The organism is Streptomyces sp. NPDC039480 (genome assembly GCF_055597165.1).
On sequence record NZ_JBVITX010000003.1, the window covers coordinates 406,884 to 419,304 of the forward strand.

The following is a 12,421-nucleotide window of genomic DNA, read 5'->3' on the forward strand; positions in this document are numbered from 1 at the left end:
AGCGTAGCGGTCGTGATCTTCGTGGATACCTCCGGTTCCGTGATCGGGCAGGAAGGAAGGCAAGATGGGGGTGTGACCCTTATCGATCAGCTGCCGCCGGACGCCGACCCAGATGCCCTCTTCGAAGCCTTCTCGTCGTGGGCCGAGGACCAGGGCATCACCCTCTACCCGGCCCAGGAGGAGGCACTGATCGAGGTGGTCTCCGGGGCGAACGTGATCTTGTCCACGCCGACCGGCTCCGGCAAGAGTCTGGTCGCGGCGGGCGCCCACTTCACGGCGCTGGCCCAGGACAAGGTCACCTTCTACACGGCGCCGATCAAGGCTCTGGTATCGGAGAAGTTCTTCGACCTGTGCAAGCTCTTCGGCACTGAGAACGTCGGCATGCTGACCGGTGACGCGTCGGTCAACGCCGACGCTCCCGTCATCTGCTGCACGGCCGAGGTCCTCGCCTCGATCGCGCTGCGTGACGGAAAGCACGCCGATATCGGCCAGGTCGTGATGGACGAGTTCCACTTCTACGCCGAGCCGGACCGCGGCTGGGCCTGGCAGATCCCGCTGCTCGAACTTCCGCAGGCGCAGTTCATCCTCATGTCGGCGACGCTCGGCGACGTCTCCATGTTCGAGAAGGACCTGACGCGCCGCACGGGCCGCCCCACCTCGGTCGTCCGGTCCGCGACGCGGCCGGTGCCGCTGTCGTACGAGTACCGTCTGACGCCGATCACCGAGACGCTCACCGAGCTCCTGGAGACCAAGCAGGCGCCCGTCTACATCGTCCATTTCACCCAGGCCCAAGCGGTCGAGCGCGCGCAGTCGCTGATGAGCATCAACATGTGCACGCGCGAGGAGAAGGACAAGATCGCCGACCTGATCGGCAACTTCCGCTTCACCACCAAGTTCGGCCGCAACCTCTCGCGTTACGTGCGCCATGGGATCGGCGTGCACCACGCCGGCATGCTGCCCAAGTACCGCCGCCTGGTGGAGAAGCTCGCGCAGGCGGGCCTCCTCAAGGTCATCTGCGGCACCGACACCCTGGGTGTCGGCGTCAATGTCCCGATCCGCACCGTGCTGTTCACCGCCCTCACCAAGTACGACGGCACTCGTGTCCGCACTCTGCGCGCGCGGGAGTTCCACCAGATCGCCGGGCGCGCCGGGCGTGCGGGCTTCGACACGGCGGGCCTCGTGGTCGCCCAGGCGCCCGAGCACGTCATCGAGAACGAGAAAGCGCTCGCCAAGGCCGGCGACGACGCGAAGAAGCGCCGCAAGGTGGTCCGCAAGAAGGCACCCGAGGGCTTTGTCGCCTGGTCCGAGAGCACCTTCGAGAAGCTCATCGCCTCGGAGCCCGAGCCGCTGACCTCCCGGTTCCGGGTCACGCACACCATGTTGCTGTCCGTGATCGCGCGGCCCGGCAATGCCTTCGAGGCGATGCGGCACCTCCTCGAGGACAACCACGAGCCGCGCAAGCAGCAGCTGCGGCACATTCGCCGGACGATCGCGATCTACCGCTCCCTCCTCGCCGGCGGCGTCGTGGAGAAGCTCGACGAGCCGGACTCGACGGGCCGCATCGTGCGTCTGACCGTCGACCTGCAGCAGGACTTCGCGCTCAACCAGCCCCTGTCGACGTTCGCCCTCGCCGCCTTCGAAGTCCTCGACCCCGAGTCCCCTTCGTACGCCCTGGACATGGTGTCCGTCGTCGAGTCCACTCTCGACGACCCGCGTCAGATCCTCGCGGCCCAGCAGAACAAGGCGCGGGGCGAGGCCGTGGCGCTGATGAAGGCCGACGGCGTCGAGTACGAGGACCGGATGGAGCGGCTCCAGGACATCACGTACCCGAAGCCTTTGGAGGAGCTGCTCTTCCACGCGTACAACACGTACCGCACGAGCCACCCGTGGGTCGGCGATCACCCGCTGTCCCCGAAGTCCGTCGTCCGCGACATGTACGAGCGGGCGCTGTCCTTCACGGAATTCACGTCCTTCTACGAACTCGCTCGCACCGAGGGCATCGTCCTGCGCTACCTCGCGAGCGCGTACAAGGCGCTGGAACACACCATCCCGGACGACTTGAAGTCCGAGGACCTGGAGGACCTGATCGCCTGGCTCGGCGAGATGGTGCGCCAGGTCGACTCCAGCCTCCTCGACGAGTGGGAGCAACTGGCCAACCCCGAGGTCATGACGGCGGAGGAGGCACAGGAGAAGGCCGACGAGGTCAAGCCGGTCACGGCCAACGCCCGCGCCTTCCGCGTCCTGGTCCGCAACGCGCTGTTCCGCAGGGTCGAGCTGGCCGCCCTCGACCACGTCGAGGAGCTGGGCGAGCTGGACGCCGACTCCGGTTGGGACGCGGATGCGTGGGGTGAGGCCATGGACAAGTACTGGGACGAGTACGAAGATCTCGGCACCGGCCCCGATGCCCGTGGGCCCAAGCTGTTGCTCATCGAGGAGGATCCTGAGCACGGTCTGTGGCGCGTCCGGCAGACGTTCGCCGACCCGAACGGCGACCATGACTGGGGCATCAGCGCGGAGGTCGATCTCGCGGCTTCCGACGAGGAGGGCCGCGCCGTCGTCCGGGTCACGGACGTCGGCCAACTCTGAGCGCCCCGAGGATCCGTGTGTCCCGGACAGGAGTCGAGGAACTGTCATGAACAATCCCGCCGACCGGCTGGTCGACCTGCTGGACCTCGAGCAGATCGAGGTGAACATCTTCCGGGGCCGCAGCCCGAACGAGTCCTTGCAGCGGGTGTTCGGCGGGCAGGTCGCCGGGCAGGCCCTGGTGGCGGCGGGCCGGACCACCGAGGGCGACCGCCCGGTGCACTCGCTGCACGCGTATTTCCTGCGCCCGGGGCGCCCGGGCGTGCCCATCGTGTACCAGGTCGAACGGGTCAGGGACGGACGCTCCTTCACCACGCGCCGCGTCACCGCCGTCCAGCAGGGCCGCACCATCTTCAACCTCACCGCCTCCTTCCATCAGCCCGAACAGGGCGCCTTCGAACACCAGCTGCCGCCGCGCCTGGACGCCCCGGATCCGGAGTCGCTGCCGACGGTCGCCGAAGAGATCAGGGAGCACCTCGGCGCACTCCCGGAGCAGTTGGAACGCATGGCCCGGCGCCAGCCCTTCGACATCCGCTACGTCGACCGGCTGCGCTGGACCGCCGAGGAGACCAAGGGCGCCGAGCCGCGCAGCGCGGTGTGGATGCGCGCTGTCGGCCCGCTGGGCGACGACCCGCTCGTGCACACCTGCGCGCTCACCTACGCGAGCGACATGACGCTCCTCGACGCCGTCCGCATCCCGGTGGAACCCCTGTGGGGGCCCCGCGGCTTCGACATGGCGTCGCTGGACCACGCCATGTGGTTCCACCGCCCGTTCCGCGCCGACGAGTGGTTCCTCTACGACCAGGAGTCCCCCATCGCGACGGGGGGCCGCGGTCTCGCCCGGGGCCGTATCTACGACCGGGAGGGCCGCCTCCTGGTATCCGTGGTGCAGGAAGGGCTGTTCCGTCCGTACGGGGAGCGCCACATGGACGGTCCGGCAGTCGGCGCGTAACTGATGAAGGGCCTGGAGGGGAGGCACGGTGCGACGAATTGACGCGGTGGAGCGGCGGGCGAGGCTGGCGCTGCGGCATCGGCTGACGGTGGACACCAGGACGGACGATCCGGTCGAGGTAGCGCGGTCTCTGCTGGCCCTGCACGGCACCGACCCCTCGTCGGTCTACGTCGGCGCCTGGGCCCGCATGCGGGACGGTCAGGTGGCGGACGTGGAGCGCGCGCTGTACGAGGACCGCTCGCTGATCCGCCTGATGGGCATGCGGCGCACGGTTTTCGTGACGTCCCTCGATGTGGCGCCGGTCCTGCAGGCCGCCTGCTCCCGGGCGGTCGCCGCGCGGGAGCGGCGCCTCCTCCTGGGGATGCTGGCCGAATCCGGCGTCGCCGACGACGCGGCCGGGGTACAGGCGTGGCTGGCGCAGACAGAAGAGGTGGCGCTGCGCGCGCTCAAGCAGCGAGGTGAGGCAACCGCCGCCGAGCTCGCGGGCGATGACCCACGGCTGGCCACCGAGCTGGTCATGGCGCGCGGCAAGAGCTACGAGGGGCGGCAGAAGCTGGCGAGCCGACTCCTTCTGCTGCTCGCCGCCGAGGGACTGGTGGTGCGTGGCCGACCGCGTGGCACATGGACCTCCCATCAGTACCGCTGGGCGTCGCTGACGGACTGGTTCCCCGGTGGCCTCGCGGACTGGGACACCCAGGAGGCCGAGACGGAACTGGCCCGGCGCTGGCTCCGCACGTTCGGTCCGGCCACTGCGGATGATCTGCGGTGGTGGGCCGGGTGGACCAAGACCCAAACCAAGCGGGCCTTGTCCGAATTGCGCCCCGTCGAGGTCGACTTGGACGGGCTGCACGGCCTGTTGCTCCCCGATGATCTGGAGGAGACCGCCCAGCCCGAGCCCTGGGCGGCTCTGCTGCCGGCGCTCGACTCCACTCCGATGGGCTGGCAGCACCGCGGTTGGTTCCTCGGGGAGCACGGCCCACGTCTCTTCGACAGGAACGGCAACATCGGCCCGTCTGTGTGGTGGGACGGCCGCATCGTCGGTGGCTGGGCCCAGGACAGCAGTGGCGAGATCGTGTGCCGATTCCTCGAAGATGTCGGCGCAGACGCGCAGAGCTCGGTCCGAGCTGAGGCGGAGCGCCTTGCCGCGCGGCTGGGCGGCGTGCGTCTCACTGCTCGCACCCGTGGGCGTACGTGGCTGGAGGAGGAACTGGCCGCTTGACGGCCGCGGGGCGGTCACGGGACGGGATCCGAAAGACATCTCTGCCTCCGTTCGGGATAGATTCCGGTTTCGGACACGAGCACGAAGGGGACGGGGCGTTGAGCGGAAATCGGAGTGAGGACAGGGATCGGCTGCTGTCGGAGGCCGTACGGCTCCGCGAGGGCGGCCGCCGCGAGGAGGCCAGGGAGCGACTCGTCGCCCTTGCGGCAGATTTCCCGCACGATGCGGAGGTCGCGTACCAGACGGCTTGGGTCCATGACACGCTCGGTCTTGAGGCCGAAGCGGTGCCGTACTACGAGCGCGCTCTGAAGGGAACGGGCCTGTCGAGCGACGATCGCCGCGGAGCTCTGCTGGGGCTGGGCAGTACCTATCGGGTTCTGGGGCGCTACGAGGAAGCTGTGGCCACACTCAGTCAAGGGGCGGCCGAGTTCCCGGACGACGGGGGTCTCAAGACGTTCCTCGCCATGGCCCTGTACAACACCGGCCGGACCCACGACGCGATGCAGATGCTTCTGACGCTGCTCGTCGCCACGAGCAAGGACCCTGGCATCGCGGGCTATCGCCCCGCCATCGAGGAGTACGCCAAGGACTTGGACGCGACGATGCAGTGACGCCGACGGACACCCCGCCCCCGAACCCGACGTCACGGCTGCGACGGTCTACGCCCTCCTGCGGCGCAACCACTTCATCAAGCCTCGCGCTTCCTGCACCGAGGGTTCGGCCGAGACCTCGGTCGACGGCTCCAATTCCGGTCCAGAGGTGCTTGTCTGAGGAGCGGGGTCTGGGGCGGACCGCGGGGTCGGCCGAGGGGCCGGGCGCTCCGCGCGGGCCTGGACGAGGCCGATCAGCAGGCTGGAGCGCAGCCACCGGATCTCGTCGGGGTCGTCCGCGGTCGTGATGGTCTCCACGATCCGCACCGCGGGCGACTCCGGTCCGCCCTGGGTGCGAGGCACGGGCTTGAGCCGACTGAGGTAGGCGCGTTCGTAGGGGTCCCTGACGATCTCCGCGATCTGTACCGGATCGAGCAGCGAGGCCATCGCGGCGGCGCGCTCCCACGCGTCTTCGGCATGGCGCAACAGGGATTCCGCGTACCGCCCTCGCCAGTTGCGTGCCCGCAGATCCTGCCCGTCTTCGAGGCGGCCTCGGATCGTCTCCGGCATGCGTCCCTTGAGAAGTACGGCATTGATCTCGGACTCGGCGAAATGGCGCAGCTCTTCGGCGAGATAGAGCCAGACAACTGCCCTATAACGGTTCAGGTAAAACTTTACGGGCGTCAGGACACCCGCGCGTGCGAGGCGGGTGAAGCGGGCCGTGGTGATCTGCATGAGCTCCGCGCCCTCGGTGGTGCCCACAGCTCTGACGCTCTCCCGTAGCGCCTCGGGGAATCCCTCGCACCCGCGCACGCGCTCGATCTCCTCGTGGGTGACACGGCGCCGACCGCCCGGTACGTCCGCGACGGTGCGGATGCGCCCCAGCAGCACGGCCAGATCGAATTCGCCCCGCTTCAGCCCCAGTTCTTTAGCTGCCCAGCTCGGCGTGACCGTCGGTCGAGTGGTCGTCGCGCTGGTGGATTGCGTGATGGTGTCGCCGGTCATGGTGGATCCCCCGTGAGATGTGCTTGCTGGCTCTCGGGAAAAACCGTAGCCCGATCACGACGATCCTCGCTGGCCCTGTGGATAACTCTTGATGTGGCAGCGTCAGTGCAGGTCAGAGGTCCACGACTGGCGTGCGTTCGGGTTTCCGTGCATCCACGGCCAGGTGCTCCCCGACGCGGTTCACGAGCAGCGTCATCTCGTAGGCGACCTGCCCGATGTCGGCCTCCGCGGAGCTCAGAACACACAGGCAGCTGCCGTCGCCCGCCGCCGTGACGAAGAGGACCGCGTCGTCGAACTCGATCATCGTCTGGCGCACCTTGCCGGCGTGGAAGTGGCGCCCTGATCCCTTGGCGAGGCTGTGCAGTCCGGACGAGACCGCGGCGAGATGTTCCGCGTCCTCCCGCTTGAGGTCCGTGCTCGCGCCGGTCACCAGGCCGTCGTTGGACAGCACCAGCGCGTGTCGTACGTGTTCCATCCGCTGCGTCAGGTCGTCCAGCAGCCAGCCGAGCCCCGTGCTCTGCCCCATGTTCCCGTCTCCCCGTGTCTGCTCCCCCTGGCCGGAGGATCTGACCTGCCAGCCTTCACCACGACCGGCCCCCCGGCAAGCATGATGGGGACATGGCACAGAAGATGACCGACGACCAGTGGCGGGCCTTCGTCTCGCACGGCACCCGAACCGGCAAGCTCTCGACCGTCAGGGCGGACGGCAGTCCGCACATCGCGCCGATCTGGTTCCTGCTCGACGGCGACGACCTCGTGTTCAACACGGGCAAGGAAACCGTGAAGGGACGGAACCTCGCGCGGGACGGGCGTGTGGCCCTGTGCGTCGACGACGATCACCCGCCGTTCGCCTTCGTCGTGCTGCAGGGGCGCGCGGAGCTCAGCGAAGACATCGATCAACTCCAGCACTGGGCAGCCCGGATCGGCGCGCGCTACATGGGCGAGGACCGCGCAGAGGAGTTCGGCAAGCGCAATGGTGTCCCCGGGGAACTCCTGGTGCGCGTGCGAATCGACAAGGTGCTCGCGCACTCCGGCGTCGCCGACTGACGGCCCGCACGGAGTTTCCGACCGACGGCACGCGGAGGACCCGAAGCGGGCCGGCAGTGGACGCGACGCCTCAGCCCACGGAGTCGAGCAACCGGGCGGTATGAACCCGCCCGGCGTACTCGACCAGGCGTATCAGCACCTCCTTCCCCGAATCACGATCCCGGGCGTCGCACAGCACCACAGGCGTCCCGCGGTCGAGGTCCAAGGCCCGTGACACTTCGAGCGCCCCGTAGGTACGCGCGTTCGTGAAGCAGTTGACTGCCACGACAAACGGGATACGACGGTGCTCGAAGTAGTCCACGGCGGGGAAACAGTCCTCGAGCCGACGGGTGTCCGCAAGGACTACGGCACCGAGGGCACCTTGTGACAACTCGTCCCACAGGAACCAGAACCTGTCCTGTCCCGGGGTACCGAACAGGTACAGCGAAAGGCCCGACCGGATGGTGATGCGCCCGAAGTCCATGGCCACAGTCGTCGTGGTCTTCCGGTCGACCCCCTCGGTGTCGTCCACCGACTGACCCGCCTCACTCAACAGCTCTTCGGTGCGTAGCGGACGGATCTCGCTGACAGCGCCCACCAAGGTGGTCTTGCCCACCCCGAAGCCGCCCGCGACCAGAATCTTCAACGCCATGGCAGAGGTCTCGGCGCCCGTGGCGTCAGAGTGCTCGGAGCCCATCGATCACCTCTCGGAGGATCTTTTCGTCGGGAAGCTGTGCGGGCGGAACGGGCCGACTGATCTTCACGCGGCCCGCCTCCAACAGGTCGCCCAGGAGCACGCGGACCACACCCACGGGCAGGTCCGCGCCGGCGGCGAGCTCGGCGACGGACTGCGTCTCGGCGCGGCACAGTTCGATGAGCGCCCGGTGTTCGGGCCCGAGCCCGATGGTGTCGTCATGCTCCGGAGCGGTGTCGTCGAGCGTCACGAGGGCGATCAGGTCGAAGCGGACGCCCCGCGGTCCCGGCCTGGTGCGTCCGCCCGTCATCGCATAGGGCCGTACGAGAGGCCCGGCTTCGTTGTCGTACCACTGGCTGCCCGGCTGGCCCGGGCTGCCGCTCGTGTCCTCGGTCATGGGTACCGGCCGCCCTCATCATCCGAGGTTCGGTGGCTGCTCGGCGAAGCGCGCCGGGGTGTAGAGGTGCTCTCCCACCCGTTTGACCATGCGCGCCATCTCGTACGCCACGAGGCCGATGTCGGCCGTCACTGTAGTGAGAACAGCGAGGCAGGATCCGTCGCCCGCAGCGGCAACGAACAGGAAGGCGTCGTCCATCTCCACCATCGTCTGGCGTACTCCACCGGCTCCGAAGTGCCGGCCCGCCCCTTTGGCGAGGCTGTGGAACCCCGAGGCCACCGCAGCGAGGTGTTCGGCGTCCTCGCGAGTGAGGGCGGTCGACGCGCCGACCGGGAGTCCGTCGGTGGACAGCACCACCGCGTGCCGCACCTCCCCGACACGCAGCACCAAGTCGTCCAACAGCCAGCCGAGTTCGCCGGTCCGACCGGTGGGGATGCTCTGGCCCTGGATCATGCGCGATCTCCTTCACTGCTGTCCCTGCCCGTTACGGCTCCCGGCGTGCCGATGCCCGGGAGCCGACCGCCCCCGCGTGCCCAGCCGTCGCGGTAGGCGGTCATACGGTCGCGTACCTGCTCCGGGCTGCGCTCGTCCTCAGCTCCGGCGTCCTCTGCCGTGGCGCCACGGTCAGTGGGGCGTTCCCGCAGCTGAGGAGCGAGGCTCGCTTGACGTACGCGGCGAGGCAGATCCTCCGAGGAGTCCTGTGCATCCGCGTCGGCGACATCAAGAGCGTCGATGCTCTCCGGACGCGTCTCCGGGGTGTCGCGAGCGTCTCGTCCCTGGTGCAGCCGGAGCGTGGAGACACCGGGCGGGGGCAGCGCCTCGGCCGCTGCGGCCAGCGCGGGACGTGTGGCCGAGGCCGGAACGGAGTTGTTGTTCCTGTGGTGCCGTGGTGCTCCCTGCACGCCTGCGTGCTCCTTGTCCCACGCGGCTCTGCGCGCCACCGGGGCGGCCTCAGCGGCGTGCGGCTCCGGGCTTCCCACCGTGCCGCTGTGCAGAAGTGCGGTCGGAAGCAGTACGACGGCCGTGGTCCCCCCGTAGGGGGACGTGCGCAGATGCACTTTGATGGCGTGGTGGGCGGCAAGCCTGCTGACCACGAAGAGACCGAGTTGGTCGCTGTCGAAGAGATCGAGTGCTTCCGACTGCTCGATACGACGGTTGGCCTCCGCGAGCGTCTCCTTGCCCATGCCGAGCCCTCGGTCCTCGATCTCCAGGGCGTAGCCGTTGCCGACTGGTTCGCCGCTGACGCGCACCTTGGTGTGGGGTGGCGAGAACTGAGCGGCGTTCTCGACCAGTTCGGCGAGGAGGTGGGTGAGGTCGGCCACCGCCGTCCCGAGGACCGACGCGGCAGGGAGTTGTCGTACCTCCACGCGCGCGTAGTCCTCGACTTCGGAGACTGCCGCGCGCACCACGTTGGTCAGGGAGACGGGCCTGCGCCAGGCCCGGCCGGGTGCGGCTCCGGAGAGAATGATGAGGCTCTCCGCGTGGCGCCTCATCCTGGTCGTCAGATGGTCGAGCCGGAAGAGGTCGCTGAGCTCGTTGGGATCGTCGGACCTGCGCTCCATGCTGTCGAGGAGGCTGAGCTGACGATGGACGAGGACCTGGGTCCTGCGGGCCAGATTGACGAACACCCCGGAGATGCCGCTGGCCAGCTCCGCGCGCTCGATCGCCGCGCGCAGGGCCGCTCGATGGACGGTATCGAGCGCTTCGGAGACCTGCCCGGTCTCGTCCTCCGCCGGTGGCCCGGGGGGCGCCTCGGCACGGATGTCGATCTCCTCACCGGCGCGCAGCCGTCGCATGGCCTGCGGCAGTTTATGGCGCGCGATCTCCAGGGCTCCGTTACGGAGGCTCACGAGCTCGACGACGAGACCCCGCCCGATGCGCACAGAGATGACGAGTGAGGTGCAGACGGCAACCAGCCCCAGGAGGACGGCGGCGCCTGCCGGGGTGAGCACCCCGTGAGCGAGCGGGTCGGTGCGGTCGGCGGCGCTGCGATCCGCTCGCTCCTTGATCGCGTGGAGCTCGTCCCGCACGACCGCATAGGCGTTGTCCCAGGCTCCTGCCGGTGCCGCGGCGAGCGCCTTGCGGCCTGGTTCGGCCAGGAGCACCTTGTCCTCGGCGGCGCGTACGTCTCCGTACGCCTTGCCTTGCTCGAGTTCACGCCATGCGGCCTGCTCAGGACCGCGCAGGTCCGCTGCCGCTGTTTCGGTCAGGGTGCGGCGGGTGTCGACGGCCCCGGTGAACAGCCGCAGGCGTGCACCGTCCAGGGTGCCGTCCAACCGGGCCGCGGCGAGCATGGTGTTCTCGCGGGCCAGCATTTCGCCCGCCCTCGAGAACTCGAGCAGCACGCGCGCGTGGGAGCCGTGTTCGGTGTCCTGCATCCCAGTGAGGGCGGCCTCGACCGCGAACGCCTGGGAGATCGTCTTTGTGTACTGGCCGTACGTCGCGTCCCAGCCCGTGCGTCGGTCCAGCACCTCGGTGCGCAGGGAGCGCAGTTCTTCGGCGCTGGAGACGAACGTTTCGAGCCGGTCGGCCACGCCGTCAGGGAGCCCGGCGCCGTCGGCGACGGTCCGGCGGTCGCCGAGGCGCAGCTCGGCCACGGCGCGGTCGGTCCGTGTCACCTGCCTTTCGAGTGCGCCGCCGCGGTCGGCACCGGGCTCGACCGCGTGGCGAACGGCGGCCACGCGTTCGGCCTGGAGCGCGGCGATAGCGGCCTCGACCGGGGACCGTACGTCGGCATCGGCACGCTGAACCTGTCGCAGGCGGGCCACATCTTGCGCGGTGCTGACGGTCGCGTAGCCCCACAGGGCGAGCAGCGAGACCACGGGCACCATCAGAAGGCACACGATCTTGGCGCGCACGGTGCGCGGCCTTACTCGCCACCATGCCGCGCCCGCGGGCGCCCTGTATGTCGATGGATCGGTGAACGCGTCGTCTCCGCCCGGCGGTTCGACGGCGGGCTGACCTGCGTGGGCGCGACGTCCGCGCGCCGGCTGGTGCTCCGGAGACGGCGGTGTCGTGCTCGCGGCCGGATCGGGGGTGCTTCGCGGGGTGTCCATGGCCTCCTCGCTCGGATGGTCGGTGTGTGTCGTCCGGTCGGCGCGGGAGGCGCCTCTAGGGGGCGACACCGTCCACCGGTCGCTGGGCCGACACAGACGCCGCACGCTCCCCGGTGGTCGGGGAGAGCGCAACGAATGCCGAGGTCAGGAAGAGATAGGAGCCGAGGCCGACGGCCAGGGGGAAGATGAACTGCATCGTCGTGGCGCCGGGCAGCGCGGCTTCGGACGGGACCACCCGGACGCTGACAGCCAGCATCCCGGTGTAATGCATGCTGGTCACCGCCCCTCCCATGACCAGCGACGCCACCGCGACGGCGATCGGGGACTTGATGTTGAGGCCGGCCCACAGAGCGGCGGTCGCCGCGACGACTGCGATGACTACGGAGAGCCCGACCAGCACGAGGTCGTACTCGACGTCGCCGTGCAGGCGCAGCGCCGCCATGCCCAGGTAGTGCATGCTCGCGACACCGAGTCCTGTGGTGAGTCCGCCCAGCGCCAGTGCACGCCCACGATCACGGCCGTACCCCACGACGAAGACGCCGGCCCCCACGACGGCCATCGCGACGAGAAGGCTCAGGAAGGTCAGTGGCACGTTGTAGTGGATCTCGGTGCCGGTGACTCCGAAGCCGAGCATGGCGACGAAATGCATCGTCCAGATGCCGGTACCGAGAGCGGAGGCAGCGGTGATGAGCCAGTTCCGGCGTGACCGGCCCGAGGCGCCCAGCGCGCGGACGGTGCAGCGCAGCCCGAGGGCGGCACCGATGCAGGCCATCGCGTACGACAGCACGGGGGTCAGCCAGCCGAAGGTGGCGTGGTCCAGGTGTCCCATGGCCCCGGGACGCTAGTCCGACAAGGGGCGCACAACGGGGGCGCAGTTCGAAAGCTGACGGAAGATGACA

Annotated in this window: 12 protein-coding genes; 5 read left to right on the forward strand and 7 right to left on the reverse strand. The window is 69.1% G+C overall.

Annotated elements, in window-relative coordinates; genetic code table 11:
- The first annotated feature begins 12 nt into the window (after window positions 1-12).
- The 4 genes from ACZ56E_RS12500 (at window position 13) to ACZ56E_RS12515 (ending at window position 5,365) form a co-directional block, all read left to right on the forward strand.
- Entirely contained in the window at window positions 13-2,586 is a 2,574-nt protein-coding gene (locus ACZ56E_RS12500) for a DEAD/DEAH box helicase (protein ID WP_471213633.1), read from the forward strand.
- Between the two features lie 46 nt (window positions 2,587-2,632).
- Complete coding sequence (locus tag ACZ56E_RS12505; RefSeq protein ID WP_468089032.1) at window positions 2,633-3,535, forward strand: acyl-CoA thioesterase; 903 nt, start codon at window positions 2,633-2,635, stop codon at window positions 3,533-3,535.
- A gap of 28 nt (window positions 3,536-3,563) precedes the next feature.
- A complete protein-coding gene (locus ACZ56E_RS12510) occupies window positions 3,564-4,754 on the forward strand; it encodes a winged helix DNA-binding domain-containing protein (protein ID WP_471213634.1) in 1,191 nt (396 codons plus the stop codon).
- Between the two features lie 98 nt (window positions 4,755-4,852).
- Entirely contained in the window at window positions 4,853-5,365 is a 513-nt protein-coding gene (locus tag ACZ56E_RS12515) for a tetratricopeptide repeat protein (protein WP_471213636.1), read from the forward strand.
- 48 nt (window positions 5,366-5,413) lie between these two features.
- Here the strand turns inward: ACZ56E_RS12515 and ACZ56E_RS12520 are convergent, their stop codons facing one another.
- The gene (locus ACZ56E_RS12520; protein ID WP_471213638.1) at window positions 5,414-6,349 is read right to left on the reverse strand and encodes a DUF6397 family protein; all 936 of its coding nucleotides are present in this window, start codon (window positions 6,347-6,349) and stop codon (window positions 5,414-5,416) included.
- A gap of 112 nt (window positions 6,350-6,461) precedes the next feature.
- Window positions 6,462-6,875 carry a roadblock/LC7 domain-containing protein gene (locus tag ACZ56E_RS12525; protein WP_471213640.1) on the reverse strand — a complete coding sequence of 138 codons (414 nt, stop codon included), beginning with the start codon at window positions 6,873-6,875 and terminating at the stop codon, window positions 6,462-6,464.
- Between the two features lie 92 nt (window positions 6,876-6,967).
- On the opposite strand from ACZ56E_RS12525, the gene ACZ56E_RS12530 reads away from it, so the two are divergent.
- Window positions 6,968-7,396, forward strand: a complete 429-nt coding sequence (locus tag ACZ56E_RS12530; RefSeq protein WP_471213641.1) for a PPOX class F420-dependent oxidoreductase — start codon at window positions 6,968-6,970, stop codon at window positions 7,394-7,396.
- A 70-nt stretch (window positions 7,397-7,466) separates the two neighbouring features.
- Here ACZ56E_RS12530 and ACZ56E_RS12535 read toward each other — a convergent pair whose 3' ends face one another.
- From ACZ56E_RS12535 to ACZ56E_RS12555, 5 genes are read right to left on the reverse strand one after another with little or no spacing between them, the layout of a single operon-like run.
- The gene (locus ACZ56E_RS12535; protein WP_468607817.1) at window positions 7,467-8,072 is read right to left on the reverse strand and encodes a GTP-binding protein; all 606 of its coding nucleotides are present in this window, start codon (window positions 8,070-8,072) and stop codon (window positions 7,467-7,469) included.
- Complete coding sequence (locus ACZ56E_RS12540) at window positions 8,053-8,466, reverse strand: DUF742 domain-containing protein (protein WP_471213643.1); 414 nt, start codon at window positions 8,464-8,466, stop codon at window positions 8,053-8,055. The genes ACZ56E_RS12535 and ACZ56E_RS12540 overlap by 20 nt, the downstream gene beginning before the upstream one ends.
- Before the next feature lie 18 nt (window positions 8,467-8,484).
- Window positions 8,485-8,919, reverse strand: coding sequence for a roadblock/LC7 domain-containing protein (locus ACZ56E_RS12545; protein WP_471213644.1), 435 nt, complete (start codon window positions 8,917-8,919; stop codon window positions 8,485-8,487).
- Window positions 8,916-11,522 carry a sensor histidine kinase gene (locus ACZ56E_RS12550; protein ID WP_471213646.1) on the reverse strand — a complete coding sequence of 869 codons (2,607 nt, stop codon included), beginning with the start codon at window positions 11,520-11,522 and terminating at the stop codon, window positions 8,916-8,918. Before ACZ56E_RS12550 ends, ACZ56E_RS12545 begins: the two co-directional genes overlap by 4 nt.
- 55 nt (window positions 11,523-11,577) lie before the next feature.
- Window positions 11,578-12,351, reverse strand: a complete 774-nt coding sequence (locus tag ACZ56E_RS12555; RefSeq protein WP_471213649.1) for an MHYT domain-containing protein — start codon at window positions 12,349-12,351, stop codon at window positions 11,578-11,580.
- Window positions 12,352-12,421 lie beyond the last annotated feature (70 nt).

Bases quoted from the DNA above. Each gene is read 5' to 3' on its own strand.
- ACZ56E_RS12505 (WP_468089032.1), top strand. From the start codon at position 2,633: ATGAACAATCCCGCCGACCGGCTGGTCGACCTGCTGGACCTCGAGCAG.
- ACZ56E_RS12525 (WP_471213640.1), bottom strand. From the start codon at position 6,875: ATGGGGCAGAGCACGGGGCTCGGCTGGCTGCTGGACGACCTGACGCAG.
- ACZ56E_RS12550 (WP_471213646.1), bottom strand. From the start codon at position 11,522: ATGGACACCCCGCGAAGCACCCCCGATCCGGCCGCGAGCACGACACCG.
- ACZ56E_RS12545 (WP_471213644.1), bottom strand. From the start codon at position 8,919: ATGATCCAGGGCCAGAGCATCCCCACCGGTCGGACCGGCGAACTCGGC.
- ACZ56E_RS12520 (WP_471213638.1), bottom strand. From the start codon at position 6,349: ATGACCGGCGACACCATCACGCAATCCACCAGCGCGACGACCACTCGA.
- ACZ56E_RS12535 (WP_468607817.1), bottom strand. From the start codon at position 8,072: ATGGGCTCCGAGCACTCTGACGCCACGGGCGCCGAGACCTCTGCCATG.
- ACZ56E_RS12540 (WP_471213643.1), bottom strand. From the start codon at position 8,466: ATGACCGAGGACACGAGCGGCAGCCCGGGCCAGCCGGGCAGCCAGTGG.
- ACZ56E_RS12530 (WP_471213641.1), top strand. From the start codon at position 6,968: ATGGCACAGAAGATGACCGACGACCAGTGGCGGGCCTTCGTCTCGCAC.
- ACZ56E_RS12555 (WP_471213649.1), bottom strand. From the start codon at position 12,351: ATGGGACACCTGGACCACGCCACCTTCGGCTGGCTGACCCCCGTGCTG.